Raw genomic sequence first — 15963 nt, forward strand, 5'->3', positions numbered from 1 at the left:
AATTCAGTTGACCTTAAAGTTGCTCGAAGCTTCATAATTTGCCTGACTCCTAATTATGAATGTCGAGGTCTGTATGTCTGACAATCAAAATAATCGATTTATCATCCCTATTACAGGGCTGACTTGCGCCAGTTGTGTTTCGAGGCTAGAGCGCAGTTTAACTAAGCGCGATGCGGTTGAGTCGGTCAGCGTAAATCTAGCGCTCGCCAATGCGGATATTCGCTTAAAAGATAAAGCGGATGCGGTAAACCTACCCGAGTGGGTGAAAGCTTCAGGGTTCGACACCGAAACAATGTCGGCCACCTTTTCAGTTCAAAACGTAACCTGCGCTAGTTGTACGGCACGTATTGAAAAAGTCTTACTAAAACTTCCTGGCGTGCAAAGCGCAAATGCAAATTTAGCCACCTCGACATTAAAGGTCACTTGGGTGAATGGTCTCATTCAAAAAAGCGACATTGTGGCTAAATTAGCTCAGATTAATTACCCGGTAGTCGACGATAATCAAGAGCAATCAGCCGCCGAATCTTCCCGTGCGAAACCTTTAGCACGTGAAGCGGTTATGGGTGCGGCATTATCATTGCCTATGGTCATTGCAATGATCGGTGAGCTTGCCGGGCTAGGCTGGATGCTGCCCGCTCTAGTGCAATTTTTACTGACGCTCCCAGTTCAATTTATTATTGGACGACGTTTCTATGTTGGTGCTTATCACTCGCTAAAAAATGGCAGTGCTAACATGGACGTATTGGTCGCATTAGGTACAACCACCGCGTTTTTCTACAGTCTCTACTTGTGGCTATTTACGCCCTCTATGCATCTTTACTTTGAAGCCGCAGCGGTTGTCATTACTTTAGTCGTGGTCGGCAAGTGGCTGGAAGAGCGCGCTAAATATATTACCGGCAATGCCATACGAAAGTTGATGCAATTGCAGCCCTCCAATGCCAGCAAATGGGAAGAAGGCGAGTTAGTAAAAACCCCCATTACCGATTTAAAAGTAAAAGATGAAATTCAGGTGACGCCAGGAGAAACCATTCCAGCTGATGGCGTTATTGTTAAAGGCGCTACAACCATAGATGAATCTATGCTCACTGGAGAAAGCGTGCCGGTGAGTAAAATCAAAGGCGAAACCGTGTTGGCTGGTACGCAAAACGGTAACGGCAGTATTCGAGTGCGACTGGAAGCGACCTCTGAAAATTTTAGGCTAAAGCAAATTGTCGATCTTGTTAACGATGCTCAAATGAAGAAGCCAGAAATTCAAAAGACCGTCGATAAAATTGCGGCCGTTTTCGTACCCATTGTCATCGGCATCGCTGCTTTAACATTGCTCTCCCAATGGTGGTTTAATTCTTTTGATGTTGCCCTAATGGCTGCGGTGTCTGTGCTGGTTATTGCTTGCCCATGTGCTTTGGGTTTAGCAACTCCTACCGCAATTATGGCATCTAGTGGCGTAGGTGCCAGAGTAGGGGTATTAATTCGCGACATAGATCAACTGCAACTACTAGCAGGCACCAAAGCCATTGTATTTGATAAAACAGGAACACTCACCCAAGGGCAGCCGAAAGTAACCTACAAACATACACCACGCCATGCCGAAAGTGAGTTGAGATACGTTAAGAGTATTGCGCAAAACAGTCAGCACCCTTTAGCGCATGCCATTACAGAGCATCTGGCTGACCTTGAAAGTCATTCAAATCATTTTGAGTTTGAAAATATTTCTGGCCAAGGCGTTATCGCGCATTTCAATGACGACAGATACCTTTTTGGCAATGAGAAACTTCTGTCAGCGCACCAAGTTGTTATCAAAGAAGAAGACCGACCCTCTAAAGACACGGCTGCCAGTGTTGTTTGGGTCAGTAAAAACCAACAACTCATTGCGCGCTTTGATATTGAAGACAGCCCTAGAGATGATGCAAAACAAACGATTGATCAACTGCATCAACGTGGCATTAAAACTTGGATGCTGTCGGGCGATAACAATGCCGCGGCAACATCAATTGCGACACAGTTAGGTATTGATAACGCCATCGGTGAGCTCATGCCAGAACACAAAGCACAGGCGATCAATCAGCTCATTAAGTCGCATGGCAAAGTGGTTATGGTTGGTGATGGTATAAACGACGCTCCTGCTTTAGCTGCGGCCAGCGCGAGTATTGCAATGGGCACCGGTACCGATGTCGCCATGGATACCGCTGGCATTACACTTATGCAACCTAAACTGGGCTTAATTGTTGCGGCCATAGATATTGCCGTTAAAACTCAACATAAAATCAAGCAGAACTTATTTTGGGCATTTATTTATAACTGCATCGGCATTCCTTTAGCGGCTTTTGGCTTACTAAGCCCAATCGTCGCAGGCGCTGCGATGGCGTTTTCAAGCGTCAGCGTTGTATTAAGCTCGATTTTACTTTTAAGCTGGACACCTAAATCCATTACTCAACAGGAACCACAAAAATGATTTCAATAAAGATAGAAGGCGCTACATGCCAAGGCTGCGTTAACGCAATAGAAAAGGCATTAGGTAATACCCAGGGTGTGAATTCAGCGAGTTTCGATTTAAGCACACAATGGGCGCGTATCGACGCTTCAACCGATATAGATGCATTAACCAGCGCAATTGAAGATGCTGGGTTCGATGTTTTAGAAAGTAAAGAGGATTAGTAAAATGATCGGCAAACTTAAGCAAGCCTCGATACTTTTTTTAGCTACGGTGGTGCTTGTTGCGTGCAACAAAGAAACACCTACAGCCCCAAGTGTTGTTAGTGTAGACCTAACGCCAAAGCCAGTGACCCAGCGCTGGTATACCGAACAACAACTGCGTGAAGGTAACAAGCTGTTTGCAGAAAACTGCGCAAGTTGTCATGGCGTAAAAGCAGAGTCTATTCCAAATTGGAAAGAAGTTGATGATAATGGTAATTATCCACCGCCACCTTTAGATGGCAGTGCCCACGCTTGGCACCACCCATTAGCCGTGTTAGATCAGGTTATCGCAAAAGGCGGCGCTCCTGTTGGCGGTGTTATGCCGGCATGGGAATCGGTGTTGTCTTTTGAGCAAAGGCTCAGTGTTATCGCCAGCTTCCAACATTATTGGTCAGATGATATTTACCGTATGTGGTTAGGACGCGAACAATCGAATCGTGAAAATTAACGTTTACCAAGGGTTTGTATGGACTACAAAATATTTTTGACAATCTTTGCATCGGTTTTCATTGCCGAACTGGGAGATAAAACCCAACTAGCCACCATGCTATTTGCGGCCGATAAAGCGGTTAGTAAAACTACGGTGTTTTTAGCGGCCAGTGCCGCATTGATAGTTGCCAGCGCCATCGGGGTGCTAGCAGGCTCGGTTTTATCTGAGTACATCAATGAAAAGGTATTACACTATATTGCCGGCATAGGCTTTATTGCTATTGGCGCGTTCACTCTCTACAACGCTTAGTTTATAGGCATAAAAAAGGCAGCGAACCCAAGGGTCGCTGCCTTCATTTAACGTTACAGAATCACTTCAGATTAAAATAAATCCGCTTCCAATGACATTAACGTGTCACTGCCGGCATTTACCTTTGCTGCATAAGCATGTGCTTCAGGTAGAATTCGAGCAAAGAAGAACTGCCCTGCGGCAATTTTACTGGTATAGAAGTCACCTTCTTTACCTTGCGCAGTGACCATCATCTTAGCCCACATAAAGGCATAAGCGGTTAAGCCAAATAGGTCTAAATAATCACAGCTTGCTGAACCAATGGCAAAGGCATCATCTTTTGCAGAATTCAAAACAACTTGAGTCGATTCATCTAATAAATCTAAGGCGGTTTGCAATGATGCAATCATATCACCGGCTTCTTTATTTTCTGCAATGAATACTTCTACTTCAGATTTGAAAATGCCGAAAGCTGCGCCATCATTCGCCACAACTTTACGACCCATCAAATCGAGTGCTTGAATACCGTTAGTACCTTCGTAAATTTGAGCGATACGAGCATCACGTACAAACTGCTCCATACCCCATTCACGAATGTAACCATGACCACCAAAAACTTGCTGACCGAGTACAGTTGCGTCGAAACCACGGTCGGTGAAGTATGCTTTGGCGACAGGCGTCAACAGTGCCACCAAGGCATCTGCTTTTTTCTGCGTGCTTTCGTCTTCATGGCCTTTTGCCATATCCAACCACATGCCCACATAGGCGGCAAAAGCGCGCGCACCTTCATTGTAAACACGTTGAGTTAATAGCATTCGACGAACATCTGGGTGAACAATGATTGGGTCTGCTACTTGATCTTTATTGACAGCGCCGCCTGGTGATCGGGACTGAATACGGTCTTGTGCATAAGCACGTGCCGACTGGTAAGACGCTTCGCCTAAACCAATACCTTGCAAGCCAATCGACAAACGCTCGTAGTTCATCATGGTGAACATGGCCGCTAAACCTTTGTTTTCTTCACCAATCAAATAACCTTCAGCACCATCAAAGTTCATCACGCAAGTCGCAGAGGCTTTGATACCCATCTTATGTTCAATGCTGCCACAAGAAACTGAGTTTCGATCGGCGAGTGAACCATCTTCGTTTACCAATACTTTAGGGACTAAGAATAATGAAATACCACGTGGACCCGCAGGGGCATCTGGAAGTTTCGCTAATACAAGGTGAACGATGTTTTCGGTTAAATCGTGTTCACCGCCGGTAATAAATATTTTAGTACCCGTAATTGCGTACTTACCATCACCTTTTGGTTCGGCTTTGGTTTTTAGAATACCTAAATCTGTTCCGCAATGAGGCTCTGTTAAACACATAGAACCCGCCCAGCGGCCTTCATACATTGGCGGTAAGTAAGTTTCTTTCAGAGCTTGGCTACCGTGCGTCAAAATACTTAAACAAGCACCTGTCGTTAGAGCCGGATATAGCGCAAAAGAAGTGTTCGAAGCATAAAGCATTTCTTCAAACATAACCGTTAGCATTTTTGGCATGCCTTGGCCGCCAAATTCAATGTCACCGCCTAAGCCAACCCAACCACTTTCTGCGTAGGTTTGATAGGCTTCTTTAAAACCTTTTGGCGTTGTTACATTGCCATTTTCAAACTGGCATTCTTCTTCATCACCGCTTCGGTTGATAGGCAACAATTCGTTTTCACAAATACGTGCGCCTTCTTCAAAGATAGCGCTGGCTAACTCTAAGTTAACCTCGGACGTAGCTGGCATAGATGCCCAGATGCTATCTGCATCAAACACTTCGTTCAGAATAAATTCGATATCGCGTAACGGCGCTTTATATTCAGCCATAATGCCACCTGTCGTTGTTGTTATACTAAAAAGAGAAAGGCCCTGAGAATCAGAGCCTTTTATTTAAGAAATTAAAAAGCGAAGTGATCTTCGTCTAATGCCATGGTGCTTTCTACGCCATTCATCATCATCAAACGATGAGACTCTGTACGTGGCAAAATACGATCAAAGTAGAATTTAGCGGTAGCGATTTTCGCTTTATAGAAATCCGCTTCATCCGTACCTGCATCCAGCTTTTCTTGTGCTGTTTTCGCCATCATCAACCAGAAGTAACCCATTGAAATATAACCAGAGTACATCAAGTAATCGACAGCAGCGCCACCAACTTCTTCACGGTTCTGCATAGCTTTCATGCCAACTTGCATAGTCACATCGCCCCACTCTTTATTCAGTGTCGCTAGCTTCTCAACCAAGCCTTTCAACTCAGTGTTTTCAGCTTCTGCTTTACAGAATTTGTGAACAATTTTAGTGAAACCTTTAAGCGCCTCGCCTTGTGACATTAAGATTTTACGGCCTAGAAGGTCAAGTGCTTGAATGCCTGTAGTACCTTCGTACAACTGAGAAATACGGTTATCACGTACAATTTGCTCCATGCCCCATTCTTGAATGAAACCATGACCGCCGTAAATTTGTACACCGTGGTTCGCAGCTTCTGTACCCACTTCGGTTAGGAATGCTTTAGCAATTGGCGTTAAGAAAGAAAGCATATCGTTAGCGGCTTTCACTTCAGCTTCGTCTTTCGACAGCTTAACGGTGTCAACTAAGAAAGTGGCATACGTCATCATTGCACGACCGCCTTCCGCGAATGACTTTTGCGTCATCAACATGCGTCGAACATCTGGGTGAACAATAATAGGGTCGGCTGCTTTTTCGGGCGCTTTAGGGCCAGTCAAAGAACGCATAGCCAAACGCTCACGTGCATACTCAAGTGCGCCTTGGAAAGATAATTCTGCAGAAGCCACACCTTGCTCGGCCGTACCTAAACGTGCAAAGTTCATGAAGGTGAACATGCAGCGTAAGCCTTCATTTTCTGGACCAATTAAGAATCCAGTGGCTTTATCGAAGTTCATTACGCAGGTTGAGTTACCGTGAATACCCATTTTGTGCTCAATAGAACCACACTGAACTTCATTGCGGGTACCATCAGGTAAGAACTTAGGTACGATGAACAATGATATACCTTTTGTACCTTCTGGCGCGCCAGGCAAACGTGCTAATGCAATATGCACGATGTTTTCGGCCATGTCGTGTTCGCCAGAAGAAATAAAGATTTTAGTACCCGAAATAGCGTATGAACCATCGCTGTTTGGCTCAGCTTTTGATTTTAATAAACCTAAGTCAGATCCACAATGCGGTTCGGTTAAGCACATAGTGCCTGTCCACTCACCTGAAACTAACTTAGTTAAATAGGTTTCTTTTTGCTCATCGGTACCGTGCATTCCTAACGTATTCATTGCACCGTGTGACAAGCCAGGGTACATACCCCAAGCCCAGTTTGCTTCGGCTACCATAGCCGAAACCATGCTGCCCATAGAATCAGGTAAGCCTTGACCACCGTACTCTTCAGGTAATGCTAGAGATGGCCAGCCATTTTCTACCCACTGCTGGTAAGCTTCTTTAAAGCCAGTCGGTGTTTTAACTTCACCGTCTACCCACGTACACCCTTCTTGATCGCCGACTTTGTTTAAAGGCGCTAGCACTTCTTCACAAAATTTTGCGGCTTCTGACATGATCGCATCGACCATATCTGGAGTTGCATCTTCATTTCCCAACTTTGCATAGTGTTGTTCAGAATTAAACACTTCATGCATAACGAATTGCATATCACGAATGGGAGCTTTATATGTTGGCATGTTGATTCCTCTCGAGGATGGCTTTTTATAGTCATCAATATATTTTTGGTTGAGTTCTGAGTGCGCATCGCACATCGAGAATATTCAAACGATCGTTTGAAACATATGTTCGGAGCCTTAAAATGTCAAGTTATCTCAAGAGCATTCCCTCAGATCATGTCTCTTTGTGCGTTTGTGTGTCGTTTTTTATGTCGGCTATTGAAATCTAGTCATAAATAAACAATCCACCAGTCGAATTAGCCATTTATTAACAAATAAATACAGGGTAACCTTCGCTATTAACTATCCTTATTTCATCGCCAGTACAGTGAATGACCATGACTGATATGTTTGTTGCCGAAGAAACACCAAAATTCCAATCAAATTGGGACTTGAGCCGATCCGGAGATTTATTAGTCCGCCTTTCAAAAGAGCATAATCTGACCGACCTTATGCACCTTATTTTAACGGAAGCTAGGCTGCTCACTGGCGCTGAAGGCGGTACTTTTTATCGAATCAGCGGTGAAGATGAGCAGGCACTGCTGAACTTTGAAGTGATACAAAACGCGGCGCTAGGCATTGATGTTATAGATGCCAGCAAGACTGAGAAATGGGTGCCTATCCCTCTTTACCGCGAAGGGCAACCAAATAAAGCCAACGTAGCCACATTTGTAGCCTTAACGAAAGAACCCGTCATCATTGACGACGCTTACGAGACCAGTAGCTTCGATTTTTCTGGCACTCGAGTGTTCGATGAGTCCCATCGATACCGTTCAAAATCGATCATGGCCATTCCACTCCTAAATCACGATAATAACGTAATCGGCGTACTGCAATTACTCAATGCTCGTAACCCTGCAGGCCACCTAGAAAGCTTCAGCACAGAAAGCCGAGACACCGTCGCGGCTATGGCTAAGTTTGCCGCCATTACGCTAGACAATCACCTTCTGGTGGATAGCCATAAAAACCTGCTCGATGCTTTCATTAAAGCCTTGGCACAAATTATTGATGTGCGTTCGCCACATACTTCAGCGCACTGCCAACGCATTCCAGTATTAACAGAGCTTATCGCCAAAGCAGCATGCGACGATAAAGACGGATATTTTAAAGATTTTGATCTAGATGAAGACGGTTGGTATGAACTTTCTGTGGCCGCTTGGATGCACGATTGTGGAAAATTAGCGACGTCAGAAAACGTACTGAATAAAGGAACAAAGTTAGAGCGATTACACGATGGTATGGAATCGGTAAGAACCCGTTTTGCGGCACTATGCCACTTTAGCTCTAACGAACAAGAAAAAGCACAGCACCGAGATGATCTACTTTTCTTAGAGAAAGTAAATAAAGGTGGCGAGTTTATGTCTGAGGAAGACAAAGCTCGCGTTAGCGCCATTGGCCAGCAAACTTGGCCCGATGCCTTTGGCGAACAGCAGCCATTATTAACAGAACAAGAAATCTACAACTTGTGTGTGACACGCGGCACCATTAACGATGAAGAGCGGGCACACATTAACCGACATATAGATATAACCATTGAAGTGCTAGAAAGCCTGCCGTTTCCGCCAAAATTAAAGCGTGTTCCTGAATATGCCGGCGGTCACCACGAAAGAATGGACGGTAAAGGATACCCACGTGGCTTAACCCGTGAGCAAATGTCTATTCCTGCTCGCATTATGGGCATTGCCGACATATTCGAAGCTTTAACCGCAAAAGAAAGACCTTATAAGCCCCCAATGCCGTTAAGCCAAGCCTTCTCAATTTTGAAAAAAATGGTCAAAGACCAACACGTTGACCCAGATGTGTTCGAGCTGTTTCTAAAAAGTGGCGTTTGGAAGAGCTATGCACAAGAACATATGTTGCCAGCTCAAATTGATGTAAACGACCCATCAGAATTCCTAAAGTAGCAATATAATCACTCAAAGTAGAGCTAGACTCTACTTTAACTATTTTTCTTGCCGCCCTTGTCTATGCCTCGTACCTTTGCCTCATAAAAAGGATAACAGGAATGCAGTTATGCAAGGCGACACTCTCAACGATATAATCATTTTCACGCTATTTTTCGCGTTACTGGTTTCGTGCTCCGCTTTATTACCTAAAAATAAATGGGCGATACTTTTAAAGTTGTATTACCGACGTTTTCGAACGGTTCGTTCAATGAAACCTTCAAACATGGCAACCTTGGTGGTCGCAAATCACCCCAATGCTTTCATAGACCCCTTTGCTATTGAAGCCGCACTGAATGTGAAACTCACACGCACCGTTCGCGCTGATTGGACAAAACATTGGCTGGTTCGTTGGTTTACGCAAGCGGTGGGAGCAGTCCCTTTGGCGAGTAAAGCCAGTAACAAGGCTGCTTTTACGGCTTTGACCCAAACTTTGAACGCTGGAAAAGCGGTGATTCTATTCCCTGAAGGTGAGTCTCATAACCGCCGAACCTTAAAGCCTTTTAAAAAAGGAGCGGCCTATTTAGCTAAACAGTACATCGAAAGCACTGGACACCCTATTCGGGTAGTTAAGGTAGCTTTGTACTATGAAGATAAGTCTAAACTAAATACCAATGTTTGGGTTGATGTAGTTGGTGAATCAATTTATACCGATGCCAATTTTAATGTTTGCCAAGAAACCAAACAATGGCGTGAAGAAATCAACACAGCATTACCAAGCTTTAAAAACACTAAAGAAAAGCAATACCACAACTGGCTATTGCGCACACTTTACAGCATAAATCCTAAGGCACTCACTGGGCTAAAGGTTCCTCAAAGCGACCACTCAAAAAGCCAGATAACACTGCTACATCATTGGCTAGACAAAGCGCCTATCAATTTAAGCACGTTGAATATGACAAAACGATCAAACTGGCGTTATATAGTGGATTCCACAACACAACTTGCCATATTAGGGCTGGGCTTACCTTTGTTTTTATTAGGTTTCGTTTTAAATAGCGCGGCAATTTTCATACATTACGGACTGGTTAAGTGGCAATCTCACGCGGAAGACAAGTGGGCTAGCAACGCCTTCGTCTTAGGTTTAGTGGTTTACCCTGTTTTTTGGCTTGGTTTACTCATAGCAACAAACCCAGGAGTCTTGATCACTACCGTAATCACAGGACTGTACGCTAATTTTTATGCCCAAACGAGCACCTCTAGATTAAGGGATTTACGGACCTACTTTGGGTGCTTGTTTCAGCCCCAATCCTGTGCGGACATTCGAAATACAGCCAAAGTCAGCTTAAATTTACACTCAATTGGCACGGTGAAAACTGAGTCTTGATTCTTCTTTTTTAGACGAATGGCACTATTTACCCCGCCTCCATGTAAATTATAGCGATTAGGCTTATGCTTTTACCTTGTCATAACTAAAAGCTCTAACGTGAATGCTTGCAAGCCGCCCTTTGCGTCACCATACTGCTGATAACAATAAGGAAAAAGTTATGAGCGGTAGAGCTAATCAACCTCGCGATTTAGTATGGAGTTTAGAGTCTTTTCGATCCCCCGATAACGCAATGCGTTTCTTCACCGCATTCAAAGGGGCTTTCATGATTTACTCCTACTCAGTCGAAAAACTATATTGCGACTATACAACCCAACTAACGGGCCCTATTGGGCGTCGTCGTATGGTAGTTTTACCCGATTTCCAACAGTATTCTTCTATTTTTAATCGCATCGACAACGAATCGCTTCAGCAAACGTCGATTCACATTTACCCCACTATAAAAAATGGTGTCACCAAGTTAATCGTGTCTGGTAAGTCTAAATCCACTGGCCAACTCGAACGGTTACCCCTACGCCAGGGATTAAAAGCCATGAAGATGGGTTATTTCGACCATGGAACATTAATCCCTGCATTGATGCTTGGCGATTTGCGTGAGTTTCCAGAGAAAAAGCTTCCTTACCTCAAGCTACATCACATTGATCTGGATAAATTGACCGAATTATCAGAGTTTGAGCGCAAAGACATTCACAAAAGTGCGTGGGCGAACCTAGAAAGCCTAATGTAACCTCGATTATTAAACTTAGGGCTGTACTTTGCGCGCAAGTCTTTTCAAGGTTAAACTTAGCAGCCTATAAACTTCACCTTTTTCTGGCGCTGTATTTTTTACATGGTTAATGAAACGAAATGGTTAAAACGAATTCAGACGTTGTCGCTTCCGGCCGTATTGCCTGTGAAGTCGTTGCCTCAGGCCAATGCTGATCTGGGTGACTGGATTGAAATTATCCGAGAAGACCCTCTATTAACAATTCATCTTTTCCGCTATGCCAATAAAATGCTCGCGAGTCACGATGTTTCTGTTAAAACGCTCGATCACGCTGTCAACTTACTGGGCTCAACACGCCTCATTGCATTAACTGGGAAAGTACCCAGAATTGAAGCGACTAATACCAGCACCAAAGGGCTGCTTAACGCTATTGGTGACAGCCTATTGGCCGCATCCCTTATGCGCCAATGGTTTGAAATAAGACAAATCCCTTGGACCGAAGCCGATTATTGGGTCACACTTTTTTACGATTTAAGTATTTGGGTTGCTTGGCTGTTAGAGCCAGAAACAATGGAAGGCATTGAATACCAAGTTCAGCAAGGTGCCAATAGAACCAAATTGATCGAGAAATTTTATGGCATGCCTCTGCGTGATTGGAACGACAAACTGTGTAAATTGTTCCAATTACCCATATTGGTTGAATCAGAAGAGACATCAACTCAGACCGATCAACGCACACAAAATTTCAAACAATCGGCTTTAAAATTCTTTTTACCTTTTAGTCACGACCTCGCTTCAACCGTAAGATCCACTACTTGGACAGGTGAGCCACTGCAAACACTTTGCAGAACTGGTGAAGTATCATTAGGGCTAACCCATTTCCAACCCATGCTGAAACAATGGGTGGCAAATGCCGCTCGAGAGTACAGCCTACCTCAAGTAGCGCTGGCGGCCCGAAGACTACTGGCACACCAACCGCCCATGCAAGTTGCGGCTCGTGTTACTTCTGGGTTTAGTGAGGATGATGTAAATAAAGCACTTAAACTATCTCGAAAGCCAGAAGCTGCCCCGATTGTAACAAGCTGGCCAGAAGCTGAAGAGATTGAAACACTCAAAAGAACCCGAGAAAAAACCCCGAAACCAGCCCTTGAAAGAACCAACAGTACGAGTCCAGAATCCGATTTATCCCCACGTAAAGTCCTTGATTTAAATGCTCAGCGCGAAATACGTCGACAATTTCGAAACCAAAAATCTTGGCACTCACCTGTTGAAGTTCAAGAAAGTGCTTTGTTTGGCCTAATCAATGGGTTTGCCTTTAAGCGGGTTACTGTTTTAGAAATTACAGACGGCTTTTTGCAAGTTTTTGACAGCGAAGGTTGTCAGCAGTCACCACTGCTTCGCAATTTAAAAATGCCCATTGCTTCTTCGGAGTTACTCAAAGAATTCACCAAAAAAGTGTCAGCGTTGTGGGTCAATAGCAGCAATAAGGCCAACGCATCACGAAAGTTGCCTCCTACTCTATTGGCAGCCGCCGAAGACGAATCTTTCTTTTTGCGTTCGTTCTCTATTGGTGGTGAAGTTACAATGCTGCTCTACGCCGATTTAAAAGGCAGCCGAGAACCTTTAAACGCATACGATTATAAACTTTTTCGCGAGTATTGCGCCGATTGGAATACCGCCCTAAATAGACTGAGCCAATGAACTTAAAAAACATTTCATTTATTGCTAGCCAATACCTTTTACCCCATCACCTTTTATCCCGTGTGGTCGGGTATTTTGCTGAATCTGAATTGACCTTCATAAAAAAGCCGTTGATGCAATTTTTTCTGGATCGGTTTGGCATAGATTTAACCGAAGCAAAGCGTGAAAACATAAATGAATACAAAAACTTCAATGACTTTTTTACACGAGCCCTTAAAGATGGCATTCGGCCTATAGCTGGCTCGAATAATGAGTTTATTAGCCCTGTAGACGGTGAAATAAGCCAGTTTGGTCTTATTGAAGACCAAACATTAGTTCAAGCAAAAGGTAAAAGCTTTCGAGTTGTTGATTTACTGGGCGGCGATAGTACACAAGCCCAAAAATTCAGTGGTGGCGAGTTTGCGACTTTGTACTTATCACCGAAGGATTACCATAGAATTCACATGCCTGTGTCGGGAAAATTGGTTAAAACTACGTTTATTCCAGGCAAATTATTCAGTGTAAATCAACTAACCGCTCAGCACGTCCCTAATTTATTTGCGCGTAACGAACGACTAGTATGTGAATTCGAAACCGAACATGGCCCAGTCATTATGGTTTTAGTTGGCGCGATGATCGTAGCCAGCATAGAAACAGTTTGGTCTGGAATTGTTGCACCCTTTCAAAGGAAAATTAGCCAACACTCCTTCGAAACCAAAAAACTCGATTTTGAACGTGGCGAAGAAGTGGGTCGCTTTCGTTTAGGCAGTACCGTAATTTTACTGACACAAAAAGATGCCCTGAACTGGCATGAAGATATTGCTCCAGGAGCCACAGTTAAACTTGGGCAATTATTACAAGCTGACGCAAATTAAACGGGAACGCTCGTTACATAACTTTACACAACCAGCTTCCTTGTCAATTTAACCACTACAATAGATTAAGTCTCTGCCACTTTTTTTAACACGAGAAGTACAGAGACTTCCTTCACCTTATCATCTGATTCCATCGTTCTCATTCCACTGCCATAGAACCGTCAATTATAGCCATTTTGGTTATTTGCGAGGTACTTCACAGCTTCAAATATTTCTCAAATTAAACTCTATTTTGCGCTGGCACTATTGAGTTTTAAGGCTAGTTTAGTAGAACCCATAACCACTATGGACCTAATTGGAGCAAGCTATGGAACCACTTATGATTTTCTCAGAAACCAACATTTATATTTTGTCTAAGTTGGTAGCCTTAGTTAGACGCGATACAGGCACTCGCCATCGTCTAAACTCAAATGATGCGATTAAGCATTTGCTACACGATGCCTCTCGTACGGCCGACGAGCGAATTCAAAGCTTCTATTACCGCTTTTTAGAAAATCTCACTCCAGAACAATTGGTGAGTTTTAAAGCCGAAGGCATTCAGATTCCCGACCAATACATGCGTAAGCCTGGAATTATTCCAACTAACGTAGGTCGTCAATATGCCTACGCATCGCGATAATTCAGCGAGACCGACAAATTTGATGCCTTGAACACACAGTTGTAAATTGTATTCGAGGCACAAATACCGCTTTCGCCCTTTGCAAACGAGTCATAACCGAGTATCCTGCGGCGCTCGAATCATCACATCTATACGAATATTATGTCTGAATTGGAAGTCCAAAACGAATCTCAAGTTACACCAGTAACGGAAGAGGTCTCAGCAAAACAAAAAGCTGATGCAAAGCGACAAAAAGAATACTTAGCGAACCGTAAAGCTCTAGATGAGTTATGCGAGCTTTATCCTGAAGTATTCAACCCTAAAGAGCCTAAACCCCTCCAAATAGGTATTCATGCCGCCATTGCTGAAGACGGAAAGCTTTCAAAGACTCGTATTCGTCGTGCGCTTAACCTGTATGTTCGCATGCGCAGTTACATTGCATGTTTAAAAGAAGGGGCTGAGCGTGTGACTGTTGGCGGTACGTCAACTGGTACAGTGACCGCAGAAGAAGCGCAACACGCAGCGGGTAAATTGGCTGAAATCGACAAGAAGCGAGCGGCTCGCCGCCCAGCAAAGCCAGCAGGCCGTAAGCCTAACAAGGCTCATCCCTCTAAAGCTAAAAAAGCCGATGCGCCGAAAAAACAGCCCGCTAAAGCCAATACTTCAGCTAAAAAAGAAGAATTTGAAGGCGATAGCGAAGCTAGAATGGCCGCTAAGTTAGCCGCTTTAGTTAATAAACGTTCAAATTAAGCACGGCCAAACTCAAAAGGCAGTACCTCACTTATTGATGAGTACTGCCCCAAGATCATCAGCAACCGATCCACCCCCAACGCCACACCAGAACAGCTGGGCATGCCCTGCTCCAATGCCGCCAAAAATGCTTCGTCAATTTTAGGTGCCGCCAAGCCAAGCTGCTGTCTTTGAACAGATTCAGCTTCAAAACGCCTCTTTTGCTCGATCGAATCTGTTAATTCAAAGTACCCATTTGCCAACTCCATTCCTTGCCAATAAAGCTCAAATCGGCGCGCAATAGCCTGATCGTTAAACAGCCCATAGGCAGCGAGCGCAGCCTGGCTTTGAGGATAGCTATGAATAAAGCAAAGTCTTTCTTTAGGCAGGTTTGGCTCAACGACTAACGCCATAAGGGCATCTAAACAATCATCCCGCTGCCATTGATCTGCGTCTGATTGAAGCGAGCGTGCAGCCGCCAATTGGAGCTCTTTCAATGAACTGGAAAAAGGATTGGGTAGTTTCGCGTCTAGAAAGGCTTGTTCATAGCTAGTATGAATCACCTCAAGGTTTGTACCGGGTGTTAAGCCGTCAATGAGGTTAACCACATCGCTCATGAGTTCCCATTCATCCCAGCCTGTTCGGTACCATTCAAGCATCATAAATTCTGGATTATGACGTTGGCCCGTTTCATCTTGTCGAAAAACATGTGCAAGCTGGTAAATATCACCAGAACCGGCAGCCAGTAAACGTTTCATTGGGAATTCAGGCGATGTATGAAGTGCATAACCTTCTTGGGTTATGAATTGGCTTAGATGCACATCCGTGCCGGTCGACCGAGATAAGGCGGGCGTATCAACTTCTAATACGTTTTGATCTTTAAAATAACTACGAATATGAGAAAACACTTCGGCACGATGCCGCAGTGCATTTAGGGAGGCACTTGGTTGCCAATTCATAGAAACCTCAAACAAAAGCCCCTTCAATAGGGGCTTGATAAAC

Annotated in this window: 16 protein-coding genes; 13 read left to right on the forward strand and 3 right to left on the reverse strand. The window is 44.1% G+C overall.

What is annotated here, in order from left to right:
- Positions 1-55: 55 nt before the first annotated feature.
- Genes QWZ13_RS15830 through QWZ13_RS15845 form a run of 4 tightly spaced genes read left to right on the forward strand, consistent with a single transcriptional unit; the run spans position 56 to position 3433 of the window.
- Positions 56-2452, forward strand: coding sequence for a heavy metal translocating P-type ATPase (locus tag QWZ13_RS15830; protein ID WP_290282625.1), 2397 nt, complete (start codon positions 56-58; stop codon positions 2450-2452).
- Positions 2449-2655, forward strand: a complete 207-nt coding sequence (locus QWZ13_RS15835) for a heavy-metal-associated domain-containing protein (RefSeq protein WP_290282626.1) — start codon at positions 2449-2451, stop codon at positions 2653-2655. The genes QWZ13_RS15830 and QWZ13_RS15835 overlap by 4 nt, the downstream gene beginning before the upstream one ends.
- A 4-nt stretch (positions 2656-2659) precedes the next feature.
- Positions 2660-3142: a c-type cytochrome gene (locus QWZ13_RS15840; protein ID WP_290282627.1), complete on the forward strand. Its 483-nt coding sequence runs from the start codon at positions 2660-2662 to the stop codon at positions 3140-3142.
- A gap of 18 nt (positions 3143-3160) precedes the next feature.
- A complete protein-coding gene (locus QWZ13_RS15845; RefSeq protein ID WP_216000087.1) occupies positions 3161-3433 on the forward strand; it encodes a TMEM165/GDT1 family protein in 273 nt (90 codons plus the stop codon).
- 71 nt (positions 3434-3504) lie between these two features.
- Here the strand turns inward: QWZ13_RS15845 and QWZ13_RS15850 are convergent, their stop codons facing one another.
- Both QWZ13_RS15850 and QWZ13_RS15855 read right to left on the reverse strand, forming a co-directional pair.
- Positions 3505-5271: an acyl-CoA dehydrogenase C-terminal domain-containing protein gene (locus tag QWZ13_RS15850; RefSeq protein WP_290282628.1), complete on the reverse strand. Its 1767-nt coding sequence runs from the start codon at positions 5269-5271 to the stop codon at positions 3505-3507.
- A gap of 71 nt (positions 5272-5342) precedes the next feature.
- Positions 5343-7124 (reverse strand): acyl-CoA dehydrogenase C-terminal domain-containing protein, encoded by a 1782-nt coding sequence (locus tag QWZ13_RS15855; RefSeq protein WP_290283390.1) that lies wholly within the window; start codon positions 7122-7124, stop codon positions 5343-5345.
- Positions 7125-7184: 60 nt separating this feature from the next.
- Between QWZ13_RS15855 and QWZ13_RS15860 the strand changes: the two genes are divergently transcribed.
- The 9 genes from QWZ13_RS15860 (at position 7185) to QWZ13_RS15900 (ending at position 14982) form a co-directional block, all read left to right on the forward strand.
- Positions 7185-7343, forward strand: a complete 159-nt coding sequence (locus QWZ13_RS15860; RefSeq protein ID WP_290282629.1) for a hypothetical protein — start codon at positions 7185-7187, stop codon at positions 7341-7343.
- A gap of 92 nt (positions 7344-7435) precedes the next feature.
- Positions 7436-9007, forward strand: a complete 1572-nt coding sequence (locus tag QWZ13_RS15865) for an HD domain-containing phosphohydrolase (protein ID WP_290282630.1) — start codon at positions 7436-7438, stop codon at positions 9005-9007.
- A 76-nt stretch (positions 9008-9083) separates the two neighbouring features.
- On the forward strand, positions 9084-10373 hold the full coding sequence (locus tag QWZ13_RS15870; RefSeq protein ID WP_290282631.1) for a 1-acyl-sn-glycerol-3-phosphate acyltransferase: 1290 nt from the start codon (positions 9084-9086) through the stop codon (positions 10371-10373).
- A 103-nt stretch (positions 10374-10476) separates the two neighbouring features.
- Positions 10477-11100, forward strand: a complete 624-nt coding sequence (locus QWZ13_RS15875; RefSeq protein WP_290282632.1) for a hypothetical protein — start codon at positions 10477-10479, stop codon at positions 11098-11100.
- Complete coding sequence (locus QWZ13_RS15880) at positions 11073-11210, forward strand: hypothetical protein (protein ID WP_290282633.1); 138 nt, start codon at positions 11073-11075, stop codon at positions 11208-11210. Before QWZ13_RS15875 ends, QWZ13_RS15880 begins: the two co-directional genes overlap by 28 nt.
- Positions 11203-12780, forward strand: a complete 1578-nt coding sequence (locus QWZ13_RS15885) for an HDOD domain-containing protein (RefSeq protein WP_290282634.1) — start codon at positions 11203-11205, stop codon at positions 12778-12780. Before QWZ13_RS15880 ends, QWZ13_RS15885 begins: the two co-directional genes overlap by 8 nt.
- Complete coding sequence (gene asd / locus QWZ13_RS15890; RefSeq protein WP_290282636.1) at positions 12777-13634, forward strand: archaetidylserine decarboxylase; 858 nt, start codon at positions 12777-12779, stop codon at positions 13632-13634. Before QWZ13_RS15885 ends, asd begins: the two co-directional genes overlap by 4 nt.
- Before the next feature lie 307 nt (positions 13635-13941).
- Positions 13942-14253 (forward strand): hypothetical protein, encoded by a 312-nt coding sequence (locus QWZ13_RS15895; protein WP_216000080.1) that lies wholly within the window; start codon positions 13942-13944, stop codon positions 14251-14253.
- A 141-nt stretch (positions 14254-14394) separates the two neighbouring features.
- Complete coding sequence (locus QWZ13_RS15900; RefSeq protein ID WP_290282637.1) at positions 14395-14982, forward strand: ProQ/FINO family protein; 588 nt, start codon at positions 14395-14397, stop codon at positions 14980-14982.
- Here the strand turns inward: QWZ13_RS15900 and epmA are convergent.
- Positions 14979-15935 carry an EF-P lysine aminoacylase EpmA gene (gene epmA / locus QWZ13_RS15905; protein WP_290282638.1) on the reverse strand — a complete coding sequence of 319 codons (957 nt, stop codon included), beginning with the start codon at positions 15933-15935 and terminating at the stop codon, positions 14979-14981. The two genes, QWZ13_RS15900 and epmA, sit on opposite strands and share 4 nt — an antisense overlap.
- Positions 15936-15963: the final 28 nt, after the last annotated feature.

Origin of the sequence: Reinekea marina, assembly GCF_030409715.1 — a bacterium.
Classification (GTDB): Bacteria; Pseudomonadota; Gammaproteobacteria; order Pseudomonadales; family Natronospirillaceae; genus Reinekea; species Reinekea marina.